We start from the raw sequence: 20,103 nt of genomic DNA on the forward strand, positions 1-20,103 counted from the left end.
TGAACCAGCGGTCATTGCCGACTGGAGAGCTTTATGGCCCAACGACATGGCATTGAAACCGCCCTTCTGAAACTGCGCCTGCCCGTACTCCTGACCCAGTGCGGTCTGGTTGCCGAGCGTACCCTGCGCGCGTTCTGGCCCGCCGGGTCGGTTCTGATGCTGGGGGCCGCTCTGCTGATGCTGGGCGTTCAGGATTATGTCGGGGTCGAACTTGTCTGGGCCGCGGGGGCAATTTTCGCGCTGGCCCTTCTCGCGACGCTTTATATCGGTATACGGCGCTTCCACTGGCCAAGCCGGGACGAGGCGCTGGTGCGTTTGGACAAAACCCTGCCGGGGCGACCGATTCAGGCGCTGCTGGACGAACAGGCGGTCGGCGCGGGCGATTCCGCCTCGGCGGCGGTCTGGGCCGCGCATCAGCAGCGCATGGCAGACCGTGCCTCGCGGGCGCAACCGGCGCGTCCCGATCTGCGGATTGCCCGGCGCGATCCCTTTGCGCTGCGTTACGTGGCGATGCTGGCACTGGCGGTGGCGCTGGTCTTCGGCTCAATCTGGCGGGTCAGTTCCGTGACCGAAATGACTCCGGGTGCGGCGCAGGCGGCGGTCGGCCCGACATGGGAAGGCTGGATCGAACCGCCACGCTATACCGGCAAGCCGACACTCTACCTTGCCGATATGGATTCCGATGTGATCGAAGTGCTTCAGGGCAGCCGGATCACCTTGCGGCTCTATGGTCAGCCCGGCGAGCTGTCGCTGGTCGAATCCGTTTCCGGCCGTGTGGGTGAGCTGCCACCGGCGGCGGACCAGATGCACGAATTCGACGTCAATCAGGATGGCGAGTTGCGCATCGAAGGCAGCGGTGGGGCCGAGTGGGCCATTGCCCTGATCGAGGACGAACTGCCCGGTGTCGAAGTGACCGGCCCGCCCGATGCCGAGGCACTGGGGCAGATGACGCTGCCCTATTCGGCGCATGACGATTATGGGGTCGTCGCTGGCGAAGCGGTGATAACTCTGGACCTTGGGGCGGTGGATCGTCGCTATGGGCTGAGCAGCGAGCCGCAGCCGCGCGACGATATCGCAGTGCCACTGCCGATGCCGATTGCGGGCGACCGGGCCGCATTCGACGAGAACCTGATCGAGGATTTTTCGCAGCACGCATGGGCCAACCTGCCGGTGACCTTCTCGCTGGTGGTGGAGGATGCGGCGGGCCAGAAATCGGCCCCTGCCGAGTTCAAGGCGGTTCTGCCCGGTCGTCGGTTCTTTGATCCGATGGCGGCGGCGGTGATCGAGATGCGCCGCGACCTGCTCTGGACGCGGGAAAACGCGCCGCGCATTTCGCAGATCATGCGTGCCGTGTCGCACCGCCCGGACGAGGTGTTCCGCTCGGAAACCGCTTACCTGCGGTTCCGCACCATCCTGCGTCGTCTTGAAACGATGATGGATTATGGTCTGAAGGCCGAACAGCAGGCTGAGCTGTCGCAGGCGATGTGGGATCTAGCCATCCTGCTGGAAGAGGGCGATTTGAGCGACGCGCTGGAACGTCTGCGCCGGGCGCAGGAACGGCTGGCCGAGGCGATGAAGAACGGCGCCTCGGACGAGGAAATCGCCGAGCTGATGGATGAACTGCGCCGCGCCACCGATGAATACATGCGCCAGCTTGCCCAGCAGCAGCAACAGAATGGCGAAGAGGGCGAACAGCAGCAGATGTCGGAGAATTCCATGCAGATGTCGCAGGACGATCTGCAACGGATGATGGACCGTATTCAGGAGCTGATGGAACAGGGTCGCATGGCCGAAGCCCAGCAGGCGCTGCAGGAATTGCAGCAGATGATGGAGAATATGCGCGTCACGCAAGGTCAGGGCGGTCAGTCGCCGGGCGAGCAGGCGATGCAGGGGCTGTCAGAGACGCTGCGCGAGCAGCAGGGTCTGTCGGATCAGGCGTTCCGCGATCTTCAGGAACAGTTCAACCCGAACGCCCAGAGCGGACAGAGCGAGAATAACGAAGGCCAGAGCGGCGGTCAGGGCCGGGGCCAGAGCCATCAGGGTCAGAACGGCCAGAACCCCGGCGAAAACCAGGGTCAGGGCCAAGGTCAAAATCCGGGTCAGAACCAAGGCCAAGGACAGGCGCAGGGCGATCAGCAGGGGCAGGGCGGCATGGCCGAGAACCTTGCACAGCGCCAGCGTGAGTTGCGCGATGAACTGCGCCGCCAGCAGGGTAATCTTCCCGGCGGCGGCACCGAGGAAGGTCAGGCCGCGCGGGATGCGCTGGACCGGGCGGGCCGTGCAATGGAGGGAGCCGAGGACTCTCTGCGCCGCGACGATCTGGCCGAAGCCATCGATCAGCAGTCCGAAGCGATGGAGGCTCTGCGTGAAGGCATGCGGGCCCTTGGCGAGGCGATGGCCCAGCAGGAGCAGCAATCGCAGCCCGGGCAGGGCATGGCCGAGGGGCAGGAACGCGCCCGCAACCGTGACCCGCTTGGCCGCAACGCGGGGTCCAACGGGTCGATCGGGACGGACGAGAACCTGTTGCAGGGCGAGGATGTCTATCGCCGCGCGCGTGAATTGCTGGACGAGATCCGACGCCGCACCGGCGAAGGCGAGCGTCCGCAGATGGAACTCGATTACCTTGAAAGGTTGCTGGACCGGTTCTGAGGGCCGGGGCGTCCGATCAGGGCGTCAGCTGCCGGATCTGGTTGTCTAGCCAGATCCGAGCATCGTTGATGAATGCCACATAGGTGTCGAGCGTGGGGCGCAGCGCCGGCAGGTTTGTCGCGATGCGGTCGGCATTCACGTAGACCAGCACGAGGATCGCGGCCAGCAGCAGCATCAACGTAAAGCCGCGCCCGAAACCGCGTCTCGATTTTTCGCTGGACTGGTGGCGCACCGGCAGATCTGCGGTCTTGCCACCGGGCCCTTCGGCCCGCAGGCTCGAGTTCAGCTCGTCTATGTCGGGCAGAAACTGCTTGCGTGACGGCGCTTCGTCCGGTGTCAGCGTGGGCTGGGCATCGGGGGTTTTGCCGCGCATCAGCGCCATGCGCTCGCGGGCTTCGCGTACCCGGCGGACCGTGTCCGTGGCCGGGGCTTCTTCCAGTCCCAATTCTCCCTGGCTTTCGAAAACGCTGCTCTCGGCCTCGCGCAGACGCGCTTCGTGTTCTGCTTCGGCGCGGAGGATGTCGGCAACATCCGGGCTCAGTTCGCGGCGCGGCTGGCCCGCACGTTCGCGCAGGACATCGGGCACTTCGTCGATGTCGGATTCCATGTCGAGCTCTTCCTCGATCTCGGTTTCCGTTTCGAACTGGGGCGGCGGGGGCATGGACTCGGGTGCCGCTTCGGGCAGCCCGTCGCTGTCATCGCCTGCGAGCTCCTGATCGAGCATGGCGTCGGGATGGGTCTGGTACCAGGTATCGCCGCAATTGGAGCATTGCACGTCGCGCCCGTCGAGAGGGATGACCTCATCGGGCACCTCATATTGCGCGCCGCAATTGGGGCAAATTATTCGCATATGGCGCTCAGCTCCTTGGGAAATGCCTGCCGATTTTTCGTTTTCGCTATCATAGGCCGTGTTGAGTCGCTGCGCAAAGTCGAATTCTCAACGAAACCAGAGCGATGAATCGACCGTGACCAATCGGCATTGAATCTGCCGGGACAGTCAGGCAAAAGACCCGGGGCGTACAGGGGGTCTTACGTGATCGAGCTGGAAAATGTGGGCTACAGCTATGGCGGTGGCGAGCTGCTGAGCGAGGTATCCGTGCGTCTGATGCCCGGGTCGTTTCATTTTCTGACCGGCCCCTCGGGCGCGGGCAAGACCACCCTCATGAAACTGTGTTACGGGGCGCTTTTGCCGACCCACGGCACCGTCAAGGTGTTCGACGCGGACATGCGCCGCCTTGATCGCGACCAGACGGCGCTGATGCGCCGCCGGATCGGTGTCGTACATCAGGATTGCAAGTTTCTCGACCATCTGCCGGTTGCCGACAATATCGCGCTCCCGCTGACCGTTTCGGGCCGCGACAAGCGTGCCGAAAGCGAGAACCTTGCCGAATTGATGAGATGGGTCGGGTTGGCCGGGCGCGCCGATGCCCTGCCGCCGGAGCTGTCGGGGGGCGAAAGGCAGCGCGCGGCACTGGCGCGGGCGGTCATCATGTCGCCCGACGTGGTGCTGGCGGACGAGCCGACCGGGAACGTGGACTGGGAGATGTCGCAACGCCTGCTGCATCTGCTGGTGGAGTTGAACAAGATGGGCAAGACCGTGCTGATCGCGAGCCACGATCTGGCGCTGATCCGGGCCGCCAAGAGCCAGGTTCAGGCGCGGGTGCTGCGGATTTCCAACCGCAGGCTGCAACTGGCGGGGTCGGACCTGTGAGCAATGGCCGTATCCGTTCTCTTTTGCTCGGTGATGCGCAGGCCGACCGGGTCGTGCCGCCTTCGGGTTTTACCGCGCATCTGACGCTTTTTGCCTCGGCCGCGATGGCCTTTCTTGCGGTTTTCGCGCTGGCCCTGTCGCTGGCGGCGGGGCGGCTGGCGGATCGCTGGTCGGATGAGCTGGCCCGCAGCGCGACGCTGCGCATCAGCGCGCCGGCGGATCAGAAAGCGGCCCAGACAAATGCCGCTCTCGCGGTGCTGGAACAGACGCCGGGCATCGCCAGCGCACGTGCGCTGAGTGACGAGGAACAGGCGGCCCTGCTGGCCCCGTGGTTCGGGGCCGATCTGCCGCTCGACAGCCTGCCGGTGCCGCAGCTCATCGAAGTGATCGAGGATGACGAAGGCTATGACGCCGAAGGTCTGCGCCTGCGTCTTGCCGCCGAAGTGCCCGGTGCGGTGCTTGACGATCATACACGCTGGCGGCGTCCGCTGGTCGAGGCGGCGAACAGCCTGCGCCGTCTTGGTGTGTTCTCGATCCTGCTGATCGGGGGGGCAACGGCGGCGATGATCACGCTGGCGGCGAATGCGGCGCTGGCGGCAAATGCGCAGGTGATCCTTGTGCTGCGGCTGGTCGGTGCGCGCGACAGCTATATCGCGCAGGCTTTCGTGCGCCGTTTCACCATCCGGGCCTTGCTCGGGGCGGCGGCGGGGGTGGCCTTTGGCATGGCCGGTGTCCTTCTGTTGCCCGAAGCGTCGGATGCGGGCGGGTTCCTGACCGGGCTTGGCTTTCAGGGGGCGGGTTGGTTCGCACCGCTGCTGATCCCGATCCTTGGCGCGCTGGTGGCCTTTGCCGCTACGTGGTTCGCGGCCCGGCGCCGGCTTGAGGAGATAAGCTGATGTCCCATGCGTTCCGCTGGCTCCGCTCGGTGATGTTCATCACCCTGACCTATGCGGGGATGGCGGTGCTGGGGCTGGTATTCGCGCCTTTCGCGCTGTTTTCGCGCAAGGCCGCGCGGCGCGCTTGCAAGTTGTTTTGCGTCTGGGCCCGCTGGCTGGCACGGGTGCTGGTCGGTATCCGCAGCGAGGTGCGCGGCACGGTGCCCACGGGCGAAGTGATCATCGCGGCCAAGCACCAGTCGTTCCTTGATATCATCCTGATCTTTCAGGCGGTTCCACAGGCCAAGTTCATCATGAAACGCGAGCTGCTCTGGACACCGGTCATCGGGCTTTATGCCAAGCGGATCGGCTGTATCCCGGTGGATCGCAACAAACGTGGCCGGGCTATTGCGCAGCTGGTCAAGGATGTGGCCGCCGAATTCGTCGATCCCGGTCAGCTGGTGATCTATCCGCAGGGCACACGGGTCACGCCCGGCGCGCGGCTGCCGTACAAGGTCGGGGCGGCGCTGCTCTATGACGGGCTGGAAGAGCCCTGCTATCCGGCGGCGACCAATGTCGGCCTGTTCTGGCCGCGCAAGGGTATCATGCGCTATCCGGGGCTGGCGGTGGTCGAGTTTCTCGATCCGATCGCGCCGGGCATGCCACGCGCCGAGTTCATGGCCGAGCTGGAAAATCGTGTCGAGACACGCTCGAACGCATTGATGAAAGAAGCGGGGTTTGGTCTCAATGAACTGGATTGACGATATCGCGTCGCTGGAGGCGCTGTATGGCACGCCGCCAAGTGCGGCGATCCGCAAGGTGGCGCGGCAGATGACGCCCCTTTATCGCAAGTGGATCATGTCTTCGAAGCTATGCGTGCTGACCACGGTGGGCGAAGGCGGCACTGACGGCAGCCCCCGTGGAGACGATGGCCCCTGCGTGATGGAGCTGTACCCCGGCACCCTTGCGATGCCCGATTGGCGCGGGAACAACCGTCTGGATTCCCTTCGGAATATCGTGACGGACGGGCGGGTGTCGCTGATGTTCATGGTACCCGGGTCGAACACCGTGGTGCGGGTGAACGGAACCGCGCGGCTCTCCGCGGACGCGGACCTGCGGCAGCGGTTCGAGAAAAAAGGGCGGCTGCCTGCGACGGTGATCGTGATTTCCATTGCCGAGATTTACACCCAGTGTGCGCGCGCCCTGCTGCGTTCAGGACTCTGGTCCGGTGAGCCCGCGGCCGAAGACCTGCCAAGCGCCGGGGACATCCTTGCCGAGATGACGGAAGGCGAAGAGGGCGGGGCGCCTTATGATCAGGCATGGCCCAAGCGGGCGGCGGAAACGCTCTGGTAGTTCAGGGCTTTGCGGTCTTTGCGGGCTGTTCGGGCGGCTGAACCGGGCGCTCGGGCGGTGGCGCCAGCCGGGCATAGGCTATCAGCAGGATCAGCCCGCCAAAGAGAAGTCCGGCCAGTATCAGCGGCAACCTAAGCAGAATGCGCAGGCCGCGCGCAGGGTTATGTTTCCGCCCGATGAACCACGCGGTGCAGCCGATGATCGCGGCCAGCATCTGCCATGACAGGAAGGCCATGATCTGGTTGAGGCCGCGGGTGAACCCCTCGCCGCTGGGCTCAAGGAACAGGAATTGCAGCACCGAGGCCGCATAGACCCCGGCCCAGATGGCCAGCAGGCTTTTCGCGATGCCGGTACCGGACATCAATCTCCCTTTGAAATGCAAAACCCCGGCTGTGATACCGGGGTTCTGACTGTCTTGGCAATCTGCGCTTGCGGGCCGTCAGGAATGGATCGGCCCGTCGCCACAGGCAAGTGCGGCTTCGCGCACGGCCTCGGAATAGGTCGGGTGCGCGTGGCAGGTGAGCGCCAGATCCTCGGCACTTGCGCCGAATTCCATTGCGACGCAGATTTCGTGGATCAGGTCGCCCGCGCTTGGCCCGATGATATGGGCACCAAGGATGCGGTCGGTTTCCTTGTCGGCGATGATCTTGACGAACCCGTCGGCGGCGAAATTCGCCTTGGCGCGGCCGTTGCCCATGAAGGAGAACTTGCCGACCTTGTAGGCGCGTCCCTCTTTCTTCAGCGTCTCCTCGGTTTCGCCGACATTGGCGACCTCGGGGTGGGTGTAGATCACGCCCGGGATCACGCCGTAATTTACGTGGCCGTGCTTGCCCGCGACCTGTTCGGCGGCGGCCATGCCTTCGTCTTCGGCCTTGTGGGCCAGCATCGGGCCGTCGATACAGTCACCGATGGCATAGATACCCTTGACGTTGGTCTGCCAGTCCTTGCCGACCTTGATCTGGCCACGCTCGGACATCTCTACGCCCAGCGTGTCGAGGCCGAGACCTTCGGTATAGGGGCGACGGCCGGTGGCCAGCAGCACCACGTCCGCGTCGATTTCGTGTTCGCTGTCGTCCTTCTTGAGCTTGTAGGTCACCTTGGCCTTGGTTTTGGTCGCTTCGGTCTTTTGCACAGCGGCGCCCATGACGAATTCCATGCCCTGCTTTTTCAGCAGGCGCTGGAAGGACTTTTGCACCTCGCCGTCCATGCCGGGGGTGATCGCATCAAGGTATTCAATAACCGTTACCTCGGCGCCCAGCCGTTTGTAGACCGAGCCGAGTTCCAGCCCGATGACACCCGCGCCGATCACCACCATCTTTTTCGGCACCTTGGTCAGTTCCAGCGCGCCGGTGGAGGTTACGACGACCTTCTCGTCGACCTCGACACCCTTGAGCGGAGAGACCTCGGACCCCGAGGCGATGATGATGTTCTTGGCGTCGTGCACGTCGTCGCCGACCTTGACCTTGCCCGCCTCGGGGATGCTGGCCCAGCCCTTGATCCAGTCTACCTTGTTCTTTTTGAACAGGAATTCGATGCCCTTGGTGTTGGTGTCGATGGTGTCCTGCTTGTAGGAGAGCATCTGTTTCCAGTCGACCGAGGGGGATTTGCCCTTGAGGCCCATCGCGGCGAAATTATGCTCGGCCTCGTGCAGCATGTGGCTGGCGTGAAGCAGGGCCTTGGAGGGGATGCAGCCCACGTTCAGGCAGGTGCCGCCAAGCGTTTCACGACCTTCGACACAGGCCACCTTGAGCCCCAGTTGCGCGCAGCGAATGGCGCAGACATAGCCGCCGGGGCCGGAGCCGATGATGATGACGTCGTAGCTGGACATGTGTTCTCCTTTATCCGAGACGTGGCCGGAAATGGGGGGGTGATTTCCGTACACAGGCTGTGCAGCATGTGTACACCGGCCGTACAGCGGCCGGGATTGGATCGGGTACGGGGGCGCGCATCAGACCAGCGCCGCCAACAGCATCAGCACCGTCGCACCAAGGCCGAAGGTCCAGATGACCGAGCGCCAGGGTGTAAGACCCATGAGATAAGTGGGTACATAGAAGACGCGCGCAACCAGGTAGACCCAGGCGCAGCCTTGGGTGAATCCGGTGGACTGACCGCCAAGGGTGACGACGAGGACCGCGATGGTGAAGAGGATCAGACCCTCGAAATGGTTGTTCAGCGCGCGCTGGGCGCGGCCCGCATAGCCTGACAGTTCGATCTTGGTATCGCGTGGCCCCATCGCCTTCTTCGGCCCGACCTGCTTGTTGGCAAGAACCGAGTAGATCAGGAACTGCACGAACTGGAGCAGTGCCGCGAGGGTCAGGACGGTGAGTTCTGTGGTCATCAGGTCACCATACCTTAATATACTCTCGGTTGATTTTTTGAATCTCGGTGAAAGCTAGTACGTCCGCGTGAGCCTCGAAGTGACTTATCCTCTCAATGAGTTGCCTGATTAACGTGTCTGTTTGATAGCGAAATCGGTCAAATGCATCTTCTTCTGGTGCTTTCTGATTTTCGTCCAAGAAAACTATCGGAAGCTTTTGGCACTTTTCAATAATCTTGGCGTCTTGGAATGACGCGCGCCAATCATGTGCAATCCAATTTCTGACTTTGTTGATGTTCAATAGAGCTTTAGCTTCCACTTTGCCCGTTAAGCCCATTCCCTGTGACAACGCTGTCTTGCTAGCGAAGTTTTTGAGGCTTTGCCTAAGTGCACTTATCTGGTCGCTATCCATGTTATCCTTATCAAGGCGCATGGTTACCAATCGATCCAACAGATCGTCCAAGACACAGTGGGCAACAAGGACTGCACCACGTTTCGTTTCGTGACGCAGTCCAGAGACGAATTCCTCGTACTCATCATGGTTTTTCAAGATGCGTGTAAGTTCTTCGTCCATTGCGGTTCTTAAAGATCCATCAGCAGGCGACGGGGATCCTCCAGTGCTTCCTTGACGCGGACGAGGAAGGTTACGGCGCCTTTGCCGTCGACGATGCGGTGATCGTAGGAGAGCGCGAGGTACATCATCGGGCGGATCTTGATTTCGCCGTTGATGACCATCGGACGGTCCTGGATCTTGTGCATGCCGAGGATGCCGGACTGCGGCGGGTTCAGGATCGGCGAGGACATCAGCGAGCCATAGACGCCACCGTTGGAGATGGTGAAGGTGCCGCCCTGCATTTCCGCCATGGAGAGTTTGCCGTCGCGGGCGCGTTTGCCTTTTTCGGCGATTGCTTTCTCGATTTCTGCGAAGGACATGGAATCCGCGTCGCGGATGACCGGCACGACGAGCCCGGTGGGGGTGCCGGCGGCAATGCCCATGTGGACGAAGTTCTTGTAGACCACGTCGGTGCCGTCGATTTCGGCGTTGACCTCGGGTACTTCCTTCAGCGCGTGGCAGCAGGCCTTGGTGAAGAAGGACATGAAGCCGAGACGCACGCCATGCTTTTTCTCGAACAGGTCCTTGTATTCGTTCCGAAGCGCCATGACCTCGGTCATGTCCACCTCGTTATAGGTGGTGAGCATGGCGGCGGTGTTCTGCGCCTCTTTCAGGCGGCGGGCGATGGTCTGGCGCAGGCGGGTCATCTTGACCCGTTCCTCGCGGTCGGCATCGGCTGCCGGGGAAGGCGCGCGCGGGGCCTGAGCCGCCGGGGCGGGCGCGGATGCGGCGCTGGTGCCTGCGGCAAGCGCCTTTTGAACGTCTTCCTTCATGATACGGCCATCGCGACCCGTGCCGGTGACCTGATCGGCGCTGAGACCGGCCTCGGCCATTGCCTTTTGCGCGGAGGGCGCGTTTTCAACGTCTTTACCCTCGGTGTCGGCCCCTTTGCGGCCACCGGGCTGTTCGGTGTTTTCCGGAGTACCGGCAGGTGTCGAGGAGGGCTGACCTTGTCCGCCGCGGGTCATCACGGCGAGCTTGCCGCCCGCTTCGACGGTTTCGCCTTCGCCCTTGAGGATTTCCTGAAGGACACCTGCGGCGGGGGCGGGCACCTCGACCGAGACCTTGTCGGTTTCCAGCTCGCAGAGCATCTCGTCCGCTTCGACGCTGTCACCGGCTTTCTTGAACCATGTGGAGACGGTGGCCTCGCTGACCGATTCACCAAGCGTCGGCACCATCACGTCGACGGTCTGGGCCTCTTCCTCGGATGGCGCATTCTTTTCAGCATCGGCCTTTTTCTGCGAGGGGCGTTCCTCGATGGTTTCGGAGCCTGCTTCGCCCGAGGCGGCGATATTCGCTAGGAGCGCATCGACGCCCACGGTGTCGCCTTCGTTGGCGACGATATCGGCGAGGACGCCGGCGATCGGGCTGGGAACCTCGACCGTTACCTTGTCGGTTTCCAACTCGCAGAGCATTTCATCGACCGCAACCGAGTCGCCCGGTTTCTTGAACCAGGTCGCCACGGTCGCTTCGGTCACGGATTCGCCCAGCGTCGGGACGCGTACTTCGGTGGTCATGGGTTAGTTTCCTTCGATGGTCAGCGCCTCGTTCACGAGGGCGGCTTGTTGGGCTTTGTGTTGGCTGGCAAGCCCGGTCGCGGGCGAGGCGGCGGTGGCGCGTCCCACATAGACGGGTCGCTGGTGCTTGGCGCCGATGCGGTTCAGCACCCATTCGATATTGGGTTCGATAAAGGACCAGCCGCCCTGGTTCTTGGGCTCTTCCTGGCACCAGACCATTTCCGCGCCTTTGAACCGTTCCAGTTCCTTGACGAGGCTGATCGCCGGGAAGGGATAGAACTGTTCGATACGGAGCAGGTAGACATCGTCGATCCCGCGGGCATCGCGTTCCTCGAGCAGGTCGTAATACACCTTGCCCGAGCACATGACGACGCGCTTGATCTTGTCGTCGGCGGCCAGCTTGGTGTCCGAGTTGCCCTTTTCCGCATCGTCCCAGAGCACGCGGTGGAAGCTGGATCCGGTGGTGAAATCCTCGGCCGTGGAAATCGCCAGCTTGTGACGCAGCAGCGATTTCGGCGTCATCAGGATGAGCGGCTTGCGGAAAGACCGGTGGATCTGGCGGCGCAGGATGTGGAAGTAGTTCGCCGGGGTGGTGCAGTTGGCGACGATCCAGTTGTCCTGACCGCACATGGTCAGGAAGCGTTCCAGACGGGCCGAGGAGTGCTCGGGGCCCTGACCCTCGTAGCCGTGAGGCAGCAGGCAGACGAGACCCGACATGCGCAGCCATTTGGATTCACCCGAAGAGATGAACTGGTCGAACATGATCTGCGCGCCGTTGGCGAAATCGCCAAACTGCGCCTCCCACATGACGAGGGCGTTGGGCTCGGCCAGCGAGTAGCCGTATTCGAACCCGAGCACCGCATATTCCGAGAGCATGGAGTCGATGACTTCGTACTGGGCCTGACCGTCGCGGACATGGTTCAGCGGGAAGTAACGCTCTTCCGTCTCTTGGTTGATGAAGGCCGAGTGGCGCTGCGAGAAGGTGCCGCGGGTGGAGTCCTGCCCGGAGAGGCGGACGGGATAGCCCTCGGTCAGGAGCGAGCCAAAGGCCAGTGCCTCACCGGTGGCCCAGTCAAAGCCCTTGCCGGTTTCGAACATTTCCTTCTTGGCATCCAGCAGACGCTGGACGGTGCGGTGCAGCGGGAAGCCATCGGGCGCGGTGGTCAGCGCCTTGCCGATTTCCTCGAGCGTTTCCGGCGCGATTTCGGTGGTGCCGCGCACGTAGTCTTCCTTGTTGTGGTCAAGGTGCGACCAGCGCCCGTCGAGCCAGTCGGCCTTGTTGGGCTTGTATTCCTTACCGGCCTCGAACTCTTCGTTCATCTTGGCCTGGAACGCCGCCTTCATATCCTCGATCTCGCCCTCGGGGATCAGGCCATCCTTGACCAGCCGCTCGGTATAGAGCGAGAGCGTGGTCTTGTGGGTCTTGATCCGCTTGTACATGACCGGATTGGTAAACATGGGCTCGTCGCCCTCGTTGTGACCAAAGCGGCGGTAGCAGAAGATGTCGATCACCACGTCCTTGTGGAACTTCTGCCGGAATTCGGTGGCGACCTTGGCGGCGTGCACCACGGCCTCGGGATCGTCGCCATTGACGTGGAAGATCGGTGCCTCGACCATCAGCGCGATGTCAGTCGGGTAGGGCGACGAACGCGAGAAGTGCGGCGCGGTGGTGAAGCCGATCTGGTTGTTCACCACGATATGCATGGTGCCGCCGGTGCGGTGACCTTTCAGCCCGGAGAGACCGAAACCTTCGGCCACGACGCCCTGACCGGCAAAGGCCGCATCGCCGTGCAGCAAAATCGGCAGCACCTTGGAGCGGTCGTGATCATGCGCCTGATCCTGTTTCGCGCGGGCCTTGCCCAGCACCACCGGATTCACCGCCTCGAGATGCGAGGGGTTCGCGGTCAGCGACAGGTGTACGGAATTGCTGTCAAACTCGCGGTCGGAAGACGCGCCGAGGTGGTATTTCACGTCGCCGGAACCATCGACATCCTCGGGCTTGAAGCTGCCGCCCTGGAATTCGTTGAAAATCGCGCGATAGGGTTTCTGCATCACATTGGCGAGCACCGAAAGACGGCCGCGGTGGGGCATCCCGATGATGATGTCCTCGACCCCAAGCGCACCGCCGCGCTTGATGATCTGTTCCATCGCGGGGATCAGGCTTTCACCGCCGTCCAGACCGAAACGCTTGGTGCCCATGTATTTCACATGGAGGAATTTCTCGAAGCCCTCGGCCTCGACCATCTTGTTGAGGATGGCCTTGCGGCCTTCGCGGGTGAATTTGATTTCCTTGTCGAAGCCTTCGATCCGCTCTTTGAGCCAGCCGGCCTCTTCGGGGTTGGAAATGTGCATGTATTGCAGCGCGAAGGTGCCACAATAGGTGCGTTGGACGATATCGACGATCTGGCGCATCGGCGCGACCTGAAGGCCGAGCACGTTGTCGATAAAGATCGGACGGTCCATGTCCTCTTCGTTGAAGCCATAGCTCTTCGGATCAAGCTCGGGGTGCGGGGTCTGATCGCGCATGCCCAGCGGGTCGAGATCGGCAACAAGGTGGCCGCGGATCCGGTAGGCGCGGATCAGCATGAGGGCGCGGATCGAATCCAGCACGGCGCGTTTGATCTGGTCGTCGGTGACCTCGGCGCCAACCTCTTTCGCCTTGCTTTCGATTTTTTCCTTGGCGGCCTTGGCTTCGGCGGGGGCGGGCGCCCATTCGCCCGTCATCGCGCCGGTCAGGTCGTCGTCAGGCATCGGCGGCCAGTCGGGGCGCGCCCAGCTTGGTCCCTGTGCCTCGGCCCGGACATCCTGACCGTTGTCGCCCAGAGCCTTGAAGAATTCGGCCCATGCCGTGTCTACGGCTGAAGGGTCACCGGCGTATTGCGCGTAGAGCTGTTCGAGATACTCGGCATTATGCCCCTGCATGAAAGAGGAGGCGTGAAACTGCGCGTTTGAGGATTGGTCGGTCATGGGGTTACCTCGTGAGGGTTTGGACCAAATGTGTTCGTGCCGGGCTGGGAGGGGCGGGTCAGCCACCAAAGGACCAGGAGCGGAGAGATGATGAGGACGATGACGGCGATGAACAGGATGACGGAGCTTGTACCGCCGATGATGCCGCTGAAATCGCCGGCCATCAGGGCCGGGAAGCCGGACAGGAACCCGACAAAGGTAAAGATGCCGATCATGACGATCAGCGGGTAAAGCAGGAAAAAGCCCGAACGGCCGGTATCGTGCATGCGACGCCAGCCTGCCGAGAGCGAGGGCAGCAGGGTGGCAAGCGAAAAGATCGCGTTGATCGGGCCATTGCTCGAGGTGCTGGCACTGAATTCGCCGGGGCCGGTTTCAACCATTGCCGAGCCGAAAAAGATTGTGTCGAGGATGCTGCAGGCGATGCTGCCAAGGATTACGAAGAGCACGAAGTACCAGTATTCCGAGCGCGAAGCGCGGCCCGAGAAGGTGACGTACTTTGAGAAACAGGTGCTGACGGCTTCCTTGAAGGTCATGCGGTACCTCCCGCCAGAGGGGCCGCGGCACGGGGGCGCAGGGCGATTTGCGCCGCTTGTCCGTCCTGTTCTCTGCCCTGTCGGGTCATTGGGTTAGCCTTTGATTCCAAAGTCGTTCCCGGATTGACCGGGAGTCTGTGCGGCGGCCTCGTATGCTGAACCTGCGGAAGCTGCAATCGAGGAAATGCGTTCAACGTTCACGGTTGTGGCAATTGTCATCCGGGGGCCTGTCCTTACTGGCATTTGATGAAGGTCAGGATGGTTCGTCGCGTTTCATCGACGATGTCGCTGATGCCGATATTTTGCGAGGGGGTGCCCAATTCCTTGCACATCACCAGTCCCATCTGTTGCAAATCGGCCCGCGTTTTGCGCGGCAGATTTGCGTCTTCGCTGCCGACGAGCGTCACCTTGGGTTCGGGCCGGTTATATTGAACAACAAGGAAACCCCGCGTGAAATCCGTGTATTTGGAAAGCCCGGCGACGTCCTCGCCGAGCTCTCTTGATGTCAGGTCAGAAGCGGTCACCTCTTGCGCGGGCTGATCGGTGTCGGGCGCGGGTTCAACACACCCGGCCAAAGCCGCCACAGCGCCTGCAGTTATGAGGTGACCGGCCTGCATGGCTTAGCCGATCGCTTTCAGCACGGCTTCGCCCAGTTGGGCGGGGCTGTCGGCCACGACGATGCCTGCTGATTTCATCGCTTCGATCTTGTCCTCGGCGCCGCCCTTGCCACCGGCGACGATAGCACCCGCATGGCCCATGCGGCGGCCCGGAGGCGCGGTGCGGCCCGCGATGAAACCGGCGGTCGGCTTCCAGCGGCCTTTCTTCTTTTCGTCGGCGAGGAACTGCGCGGCTTCTTCTTCGGCGGAACCGCCGATTTCACCGATCATGATGATGCTTTCGGTTTCGTCATCCGCGAGGAACCATTCCAGCACGTCGAGGTGCTCGGTTCCCTTGATCGGGTCACCGCCGATGCCGACGCAGGTGGACTGGCCGATGCCGACATCGGTGGTCTGCTTGACCGCCTCGTAGGTCAGGGTGCCCGAGCGCGAAACCACGCCGCAGGAGCCGCGCTTGTGGATGTGGCCGGGCATGATACCGATCTTGCAGGCGTCGGGGGTAATGACGCCCGGGCAGTTCGGCCCGATCAGGCGCGATTTGGAGCCTTCCAGCGCGCGCTTGACCTTCATCATGTCGAGTACCGGGATACCTTCGGTGATGCAGACAATGACTTCCATCTCGGCGTCGATGGCTTCCATGATCGAATCCGCCGCGAAGGGGGGCGGCACGTAGATTACGGTCGCGTTCGCTTCGGTCTTGGCCTTGGCTTCGTGGACCGAGTTGAAGACAGGCAGGTCGAGGTGGGTCTGGCCGCCTTTGCCGGGGGTGACGCCGCCGACCATCTTGGTGCCGTAGGCAATGGCCTGTTCCGTGTGGAAGGTCCCCTGCGAGCCGGTCAGGCCCTGGCAGATCACCTTGGTGTTTTCGTCGATAAGTACGGCCATGATGGTCCCTTTATTATTAGACGCGAGATGAGTGATAGAAGCTGCTTGAGCCAACTTCCGAACATCGGTTGGAATTTTCGCCTGCCGTTACAGCGACCACGTATCCGATTGGTGTCGTTGGGTCTTCGTAACGGACGCAGGTGGGCGTTTTGCCGGTATTAGGGTTATCGACACCGTATTCAACGTGGCGTGTATACCCGGGATAAAGTTGTGGAACGACCTGATCGAGAACTTCGGATGCTTCGGTGACGCCGAGAGATTTGGAACTGCCAAAGCAGTGTTCAGGCATCTGGCCATAATAGAATTCGACCTCGGTCGAGCCGTCAGGTGTCGCGAATACCAGCGTCGTGTCGCCGTTATCGCTGTAGTCACCCGAACGGGTAACGAAACCGGCCTGCCGAAACATGTTGGCGCGGGTCTCTGGCGACATACCGGGCTGAATGCAGAATCGCACAGCGTTGGCGAAATGTGTACGCGCTGAAGCCGAGTCGGTCGAAGTTGTTGTTTGTGCGCTGCCACCCAAAGGGCTGACCGACGCGGGATCAACACCGGCAAAGACGAGGCCGACAACGGGGCCGACGCCGTCTGCGCCATAGGAAAGCATCTCGGCTGCAAAAGGCAGGCCGGTCGCGGAGTAGCGACGTGTAAGGGTTGATCCGGGATCGGCCATCTGCATCTGCATGAGACGCCCGTCTTCGGCAAAGCGTTCGGCGGCCGCCTCGGCATCGCCGGTTGCAAGCGCGGGGCCATACACGATGCAATGGCCGTTGCCGCTGCTGTCGATCAGCTTGATTTCAACCGTAAGACCGAACGCCTGATCTTTACTGTGCAATTGCCACAAGCCGGGGGCAACCTCTTGCGGTTGCCAGCCGAAATCAGGGGAGGAGGAAACAGCGTGCGCCAGATCCGCGGCGCGTTCAGGCCCGCGTACTGAGCCGGCGGATTGCAGGCATTGGCGCAAGGCGTCGGTTGCCTTCAGCGTTCCGATGCTCTGCGCAGCCAGCGGCCCAGCCGAGAGTGCGAGAAGGCCGATGGCAATTGCAGCCGTCAGTCGTTGGTGCCGGTGAGCTCGTCCAGAATGCGTGTCAGCACCAGGGCCAGCCCGCCGATGACCATAGAACGGCCCAGAGAGACGCTGAGATTGCTGGGAGCCACATGGCTCACCCCGTCGCGGGTCTTGCGCAGGGCGCGGCGAGAAAAGCTGTCGTCCGGTTCCTTGCCCAGCGGCAGAGGGTCGGGCATGTCGAGCAATGCTGGCTTGGTTTTCCACAAGAGAGCCCCGACGGCGAGAAGGCCAACGCCCACTGCAATCGGTGTGACCCTGTCGTTGTCCAAGTAGTCCTTGCCAGATAAATCCATTGTTCCGTCCATTTTTGTCCTGTTGCAGTTCAACGGCCAAAACCACCGTCGGTTCCCCGACGGTGTGCTTTAACCTCTGCCAGACCTGACGGACGGGAAACATGGATCAGCCTTTGACCGCTTTCACGATCTTTTCCGCGCCGTCCTTCAGATCATCGGCGGCGATGACGTCCAAACCGCTTTCGTTGATGATCTTCTTGCCTTCCTCGACATTGGTGCCTTCGAGACGGACAACCAGCGGCACCTTTAGGCCAACTTCTTTCACCGCGGCGACCACGCCTTCGGCGATGACGTCGCAGCGCATGATGCCGCCGAAGATGTTGACGAGAATGCCTTTGACCTGCTCGTCCGAGGTGATGATCTTGAACGCTTCGGTCACTTTCTCCTTGGTCGCGCCGCCGCCCACATCGAGGAAGTTGGCGGGTTCCGCACCGTAGAGCTTGATGATGTCCATCGTGGCCATCGCAAGACCCGCACCGTTCACCATGCAGCCGATCTCACCGTCGAGCGCGATGTAGTTCAGGTCATACTTGGAGGCTTCGAGTTCCTTGGGGTCTTCCTCGGTCGTGTCGCGCAGTTCGGAGACCTCGGGCTGGCGATACATGGCGTTGCCGTCAAAACCGAGCTTGGCGTCGAGCACCTTGAGCTGACCGCCGGGCATCAGGATCAGCGGGTTGATTTCCAGCATCTCCATGTCCTTCTCGATGAAGGCCTTGTAAAGGATGCCCATGAGCTGAACGCATTGCTTGACGGCGGGGCCTTCGAGACCCAGCGCGAAAGCGACGCGGCGACCGTGGAACGGCTGGTAACCGGTTGCGGGATCGACGCTGAAGCTGAGGATCTTCTCCGGGGTCGAGGCGGCGACCTCTTCGATGTCCATGCCGCCTTCGGTCGAGCAGACGAAAGAAACGCGGCTGGAAACGCGATCGACCAGAAGGGCGAGATAAAGCTCACGCTCGATGTCCGAGCCGTCTTCGATATAGATGCGGTTGACCTGCTTGCCCGCCGGGCCGGTCTGGTGGGTTACGAGGGTCTTTCCAAGCATCTTCTTGGCTTCCTCGGCGGCTTCCTCGACCGATTTGGCGAGGCGCACACCGCCTTTTTCGCCTGCTTCGGCTTCCTTGAACGAGCCCTTGCCGCGGCCACCGGCGTGGATTTGAGCCTTGACGACCCAGAGCGGTCCATCAAGTTCGCCAGCCGCGTTTTTCGCGTCTTCCGCGCGGAGGATGACCTTGCCGTCGGACACCGGGGCACCGTAGCTGCGAAGAAGGGCCTTGGCCTGATATTCGTGGATGTTCATGAAAGTCGTTCCCGTCTGCTTGCGTTTGCTCGGGGCTATACGCCCTGTCTTGATAACGGGTTAACCCAAAAATGGGGTGTGGCCACAGGTTTTGACAAAAAAAACGACATTTGTGATCACAGGCCAAAAAGCTGTGATCACAAACGCCGGTTGTGCGGGAGAATTAGGCGGAAAACAGCAAAGGGTTGTGTGCGGCTTTGGCGGTTTGACCCTTGCGAAAGCGCGTCGCGCCACGAAAGACGCCGCCCCGGTGTCTCCGGAGCGGCGCAAAAGGTCTAAAACTGGCCCGATCAGGCGAGCGAGTTGTCGATTCCTTTGCAGGCTTCGACGAGGCCCTTAACGGCGTTGACCGAGTTGTCGAACATGGCCTGTTCGTCCTTGGTCATCTGGATGTCGATGACCTTTTCGACGCCACCGGCACCGATCACGGTCGGAACGCCGACATACATGCCCTTGAGACCGAGAGCGCCGTCCACATAGGCGGCGCAGGGCAGGACGCGCTTCTGGTCCTTGAGATAGGCTTCGGCCATTTCGATGGCAGAGGTCGCGGGCGCGTAGAAGGCAGAGCCGGTTTTCAACAGGCCGACGATCTCGGCGCCGCCGTCACGGGTGCGCTGGATGATGCTGTCGAGCTTGTCCTGCGTGGTCCAGCCCATGCTCACCAGATCGGGGAGCGGGATACCGGCGACGGTGGAGTAACGGGCCAGCGGCACCATCGTGTCGCCGTGACCGCCCAGAACGAAAGCGGTGACGTCTTTCATCGACACGCCGAATTCGAGACTAAGGAAGTGACGGAAGCGGGCCGAGTCGAGCACGCCTGCCATGCCGCAGACTTTCTCATGCGGAAGGCCGGAGAATTCGCGCAGCGCCCAGACCATCGCGTCGAGCGGGTTGGTAATGCAGATGACAAAGGCGTCGGGCGCGTGGTCGCGGATGCCTTCGCCTACGGATTTCATGACCTTGAGGTTGATGCCCAGCAGGTCGTCGCGGCTCATACCCGGCTTGCGCGGCACACCGGCGGTGACGATGCAGACGTCGGCACCTGCGATATCGGCATAGGACTGCGTGCCCTTCAGCGATGCGTCGAACCCTTCGGACGGGCCGGATTCCGCGATGTCGAGCGCTTTGCCTTCGGGCGTGCCTTCGGCGATATCGAAAAGGATGACGTCGCCAAGTTCTTTGATCGCGGCGAGATGGGCGAGCGTGCCGCCGATCTGACCTGCCCCGATCAGGGCGATTTTGGGTCTGGCCATTGGAAAGTTCTCCGGTCCTTGTGAATTTGCGGGTTGCGTAGTGCGTAACACGCGGTTGTGCAAGAGTCCTGCACGTGTTCAGTGCAACTCCAAACGTCGCGGGACGGTCTGCCGGAAAGATTGACGATCGGTTAATCCCTAGGCAAACGAGGTG

19 protein-coding genes are annotated in these 20,103 nt (G+C 62.0%); 5 read left to right on the forward strand and 14 right to left on the reverse strand.

Annotated features, from left to right (window positions below):
- Positions 1 to 33: 33 nt before the first annotated feature.
- Positions 34 to 2,649: a TIGR02302 family protein gene (locus MF268_RS11330; protein ID WP_238370971.1), complete on the forward strand. Its 2,616-nt coding sequence runs from the start codon at positions 34 to 36 to the stop codon at positions 2,647 to 2,649.
- A 16-nt stretch (positions 2,650 to 2,665) separates the two neighbouring features.
- On the opposite strand, the gene MF268_RS11335 is transcribed toward MF268_RS11330, so the two are convergent.
- Complete coding sequence (locus tag MF268_RS11335; RefSeq protein ID WP_238370972.1) at positions 2,666 to 3,499, reverse strand: zinc-ribbon domain-containing protein; 834 nt, start codon at positions 3,497 to 3,499, stop codon at positions 2,666 to 2,668.
- 183 nt (positions 3,500 to 3,682) lie between these two features.
- Here MF268_RS11335 and MF268_RS11340 point away from each other — a divergent pair, with 183 nt between their 5' ends.
- Genes MF268_RS11340 through MF268_RS11355 form a run of 4 tightly spaced genes read left to right on the forward strand, consistent with a single transcriptional unit; the run spans position 3,683 to position 6,588 of the window.
- Positions 3,683 to 4,360 carry a cell division ATP-binding protein FtsE gene (locus MF268_RS11340; RefSeq protein ID WP_238370973.1) on the forward strand — a complete coding sequence of 226 codons (678 nt, stop codon included), beginning with the start codon at positions 3,683 to 3,685 and terminating at the stop codon, positions 4,358 to 4,360.
- Positions 4,357 to 5,256, forward strand: a complete 900-nt coding sequence (locus MF268_RS11345; RefSeq protein ID WP_238370974.1) for a cell division protein FtsX — start codon at positions 4,357 to 4,359, stop codon at positions 5,254 to 5,256. The genes MF268_RS11340 and MF268_RS11345 overlap by 4 nt, the downstream gene beginning before the upstream one ends.
- Positions 5,256 to 5,996: a lysophospholipid acyltransferase family protein gene (locus tag MF268_RS11350; RefSeq protein ID WP_238370975.1), complete on the forward strand. Its 741-nt coding sequence runs from the start codon at positions 5,256 to 5,258 to the stop codon at positions 5,994 to 5,996. The genes MF268_RS11345 and MF268_RS11350 overlap by 1 nt, the downstream gene beginning before the upstream one ends.
- Complete coding sequence (locus tag MF268_RS11355) at positions 5,983 to 6,588, forward strand: pyridoxamine 5'-phosphate oxidase family protein (protein ID WP_238370976.1); 606 nt, start codon at positions 5,983 to 5,985, stop codon at positions 6,586 to 6,588. The genes MF268_RS11350 and MF268_RS11355 overlap by 14 nt, the downstream gene beginning before the upstream one ends.
- Before the next feature lies 1 nt (position 6,589).
- Here MF268_RS11355 and MF268_RS11360 read toward each other — a convergent pair whose 3' ends face one another.
- The 13 genes from MF268_RS11360 to mdh all read right to left on the reverse strand — a co-directional run bounded on the left by MF268_RS11360 (position 6,590) and on the right by mdh (position 19,949).
- Positions 6,590 to 6,949 (reverse strand): hypothetical protein, encoded by a 360-nt coding sequence (locus MF268_RS11360; RefSeq protein WP_238370977.1) that lies wholly within the window; start codon positions 6,947 to 6,949, stop codon positions 6,590 to 6,592.
- A gap of 78 nt (positions 6,950 to 7,027) precedes the next feature.
- Positions 7,028 to 8,416 carry a dihydrolipoyl dehydrogenase gene (gene lpdA, locus MF268_RS11365; protein ID WP_238370978.1) on the reverse strand — a complete coding sequence of 463 codons (1,389 nt, stop codon included), beginning with the start codon at positions 8,414 to 8,416 and terminating at the stop codon, positions 7,028 to 7,030.
- 120 nt (positions 8,417 to 8,536) lie between these two features.
- Positions 8,537 to 8,926: an MAPEG family protein gene (locus MF268_RS11370; protein WP_238370979.1), complete on the reverse strand. Its 390-nt coding sequence runs from the start codon at positions 8,924 to 8,926 to the stop codon at positions 8,537 to 8,539.
- A 4-nt stretch (positions 8,927 to 8,930) separates the two neighbouring features.
- Entirely contained in the window at positions 8,931 to 9,479 is a 549-nt protein-coding gene (locus tag MF268_RS11375) for a hypothetical protein (RefSeq protein ID WP_238370980.1), read from the reverse strand.
- Between the two features lie 8 nt (positions 9,480 to 9,487).
- Positions 9,488 to 11,035 (reverse strand): 2-oxoglutarate dehydrogenase complex dihydrolipoyllysine-residue succinyltransferase, encoded by a 1,548-nt coding sequence (gene odhB / locus MF268_RS11380; protein WP_238370981.1) that lies wholly within the window; start codon positions 11,033 to 11,035, stop codon positions 9,488 to 9,490.
- A gap of 3 nt (positions 11,036 to 11,038) precedes the next feature.
- Positions 11,039 to 14,002 (reverse strand): 2-oxoglutarate dehydrogenase E1 component, encoded by a 2,964-nt coding sequence (locus MF268_RS11385; RefSeq protein ID WP_238370982.1) that lies wholly within the window; start codon positions 14,000 to 14,002, stop codon positions 11,039 to 11,041.
- Positions 13,999 to 14,535 carry a DUF805 domain-containing protein gene (locus MF268_RS11390; RefSeq protein WP_238370983.1) on the reverse strand — a complete coding sequence of 179 codons (537 nt, stop codon included), beginning with the start codon at positions 14,533 to 14,535 and terminating at the stop codon, positions 13,999 to 14,001. The genes MF268_RS11385 and MF268_RS11390 overlap by 4 nt, the downstream gene beginning before the upstream one ends.
- A gap of 233 nt (positions 14,536 to 14,768) precedes the next feature.
- Positions 14,769 to 15,152 carry a hypothetical protein gene (locus MF268_RS11395; protein ID WP_238370984.1) on the reverse strand — a complete coding sequence of 128 codons (384 nt, stop codon included), beginning with the start codon at positions 15,150 to 15,152 and terminating at the stop codon, positions 14,769 to 14,771.
- A gap of 3 nt (positions 15,153 to 15,155) precedes the next feature.
- Positions 15,156 to 16,037, reverse strand: a complete 882-nt coding sequence (gene sucD, locus MF268_RS11400) for a succinate--CoA ligase subunit alpha (protein WP_088634088.1) — start codon at positions 16,035 to 16,037, stop codon at positions 15,156 to 15,158.
- Between the two features lie 16 nt (positions 16,038 to 16,053).
- Positions 16,054 to 16,869: a hypothetical protein gene (locus MF268_RS11405; RefSeq protein ID WP_238370985.1), complete on the reverse strand. Its 816-nt coding sequence runs from the start codon at positions 16,867 to 16,869 to the stop codon at positions 16,054 to 16,056.
- Positions 16,870 to 17,084: 215 nt separating this feature from the next.
- Positions 17,085 to 17,396 (reverse strand): hypothetical protein, encoded by a 312-nt coding sequence (locus tag MF268_RS11410; protein ID WP_238370986.1) that lies wholly within the window; start codon positions 17,394 to 17,396, stop codon positions 17,085 to 17,087.
- A gap of 106 nt (positions 17,397 to 17,502) precedes the next feature.
- On the reverse strand, positions 17,503 to 18,696 hold the full coding sequence (gene sucC / locus MF268_RS11415) for an ADP-forming succinate--CoA ligase subunit beta (protein ID WP_238370987.1): 1,194 nt from the start codon (positions 18,694 to 18,696) through the stop codon (positions 17,503 to 17,505).
- A gap of 290 nt (positions 18,697 to 18,986) precedes the next feature.
- Positions 18,987 to 19,949 carry a malate dehydrogenase gene (gene mdh / locus MF268_RS11420; RefSeq protein ID WP_238370988.1) on the reverse strand — a complete coding sequence of 321 codons (963 nt, stop codon included), beginning with the start codon at positions 19,947 to 19,949 and terminating at the stop codon, positions 18,987 to 18,989.
- Positions 19,950 to 20,103 lie beyond the last annotated feature (154 nt).

Source organism: Heliomarina baculiformis, from assembly GCF_019966545.1.
Classification (GTDB): domain Bacteria; phylum Pseudomonadota; class Alphaproteobacteria; order Rhodobacterales; family Rhodobacteraceae; genus Heliomarina; species Heliomarina baculiformis.

Bases quoted from the DNA above. Each gene is read 5' to 3' on its own strand.
- MF268_RS11350 (WP_238370975.1), top strand. From the start codon at position 5,256: ATGTCCCATGCGTTCCGCTGGCTCCGCTCGGTGATGTTCATCACCCTG.
- sucD (WP_088634088.1), bottom strand. From the start codon at position 16,037: ATGGCCGTACTTATCGACGAAAACACCAAGGTGATCTGCCAGGGCCTG.
- MF268_RS11330 (WP_238370971.1), top strand. From the start codon at position 34: ATGGCCCAACGACATGGCATTGAAACCGCCCTTCTGAAACTGCGCCTG.
- odhB (WP_238370981.1), bottom strand. From the start codon at position 11,035: ATGACCACCGAAGTACGCGTCCCGACGCTGGGCGAATCCGTGACCGAA.
- MF268_RS11395 (WP_238370984.1), bottom strand. From the start codon at position 15,152: ATGCAGGCCGGTCACCTCATAACTGCAGGCGCTGTGGCGGCTTTGGCC.
- MF268_RS11410 (WP_238370986.1), bottom strand. From the start codon at position 17,396: ATGGATTTATCTGGCAAGGACTACTTGGACAACGACAGGGTCACACCG.
- lpdA (WP_238370978.1), bottom strand. From the start codon at position 8,416: ATGTCCAGCTACGACGTCATCATCATCGGCTCCGGCCCCGGCGGCTAT.
- MF268_RS11370 (WP_238370979.1), bottom strand. From the start codon at position 8,926: ATGACCACAGAACTCACCGTCCTGACCCTCGCGGCACTGCTCCAGTTC.
- MF268_RS11360 (WP_238370977.1), bottom strand. From the start codon at position 6,949: ATGTCCGGTACCGGCATCGCGAAAAGCCTGCTGGCCATCTGGGCCGGG.
- MF268_RS11335 (WP_238370972.1), bottom strand. From the start codon at position 3,499: ATGCGAATAATTTGCCCCAATTGCGGCGCGCAATATGAGGTGCCCGAT.
- MF268_RS11385 (WP_238370982.1), bottom strand. From the start codon at position 14,002: ATGACCGACCAATCCTCAAACGCGCAGTTTCACGCCTCCTCTTTCATG.
- MF268_RS11355 (WP_238370976.1), top strand. From the start codon at position 5,983: ATGAACTGGATTGACGATATCGCGTCGCTGGAGGCGCTGTATGGCACG.
- MF268_RS11390 (WP_238370983.1), bottom strand. From the start codon at position 14,535: ATGACCTTCAAGGAAGCCGTCAGCACCTGTTTCTCAAAGTACGTCACC.
- sucC (WP_238370987.1), bottom strand. From the start codon at position 18,696: ATGAACATCCACGAATATCAGGCCAAGGCCCTTCTTCGCAGCTACGGT.
- mdh (WP_238370988.1), bottom strand. From the start codon at position 19,949: ATGGCCAGACCCAAAATCGCCCTGATCGGGGCAGGTCAGATCGGCGGC.
- MF268_RS11375 (WP_238370980.1), bottom strand. From the start codon at position 9,479: ATGGACGAAGAACTTACACGCATCTTGAAAAACCATGATGAGTACGAG.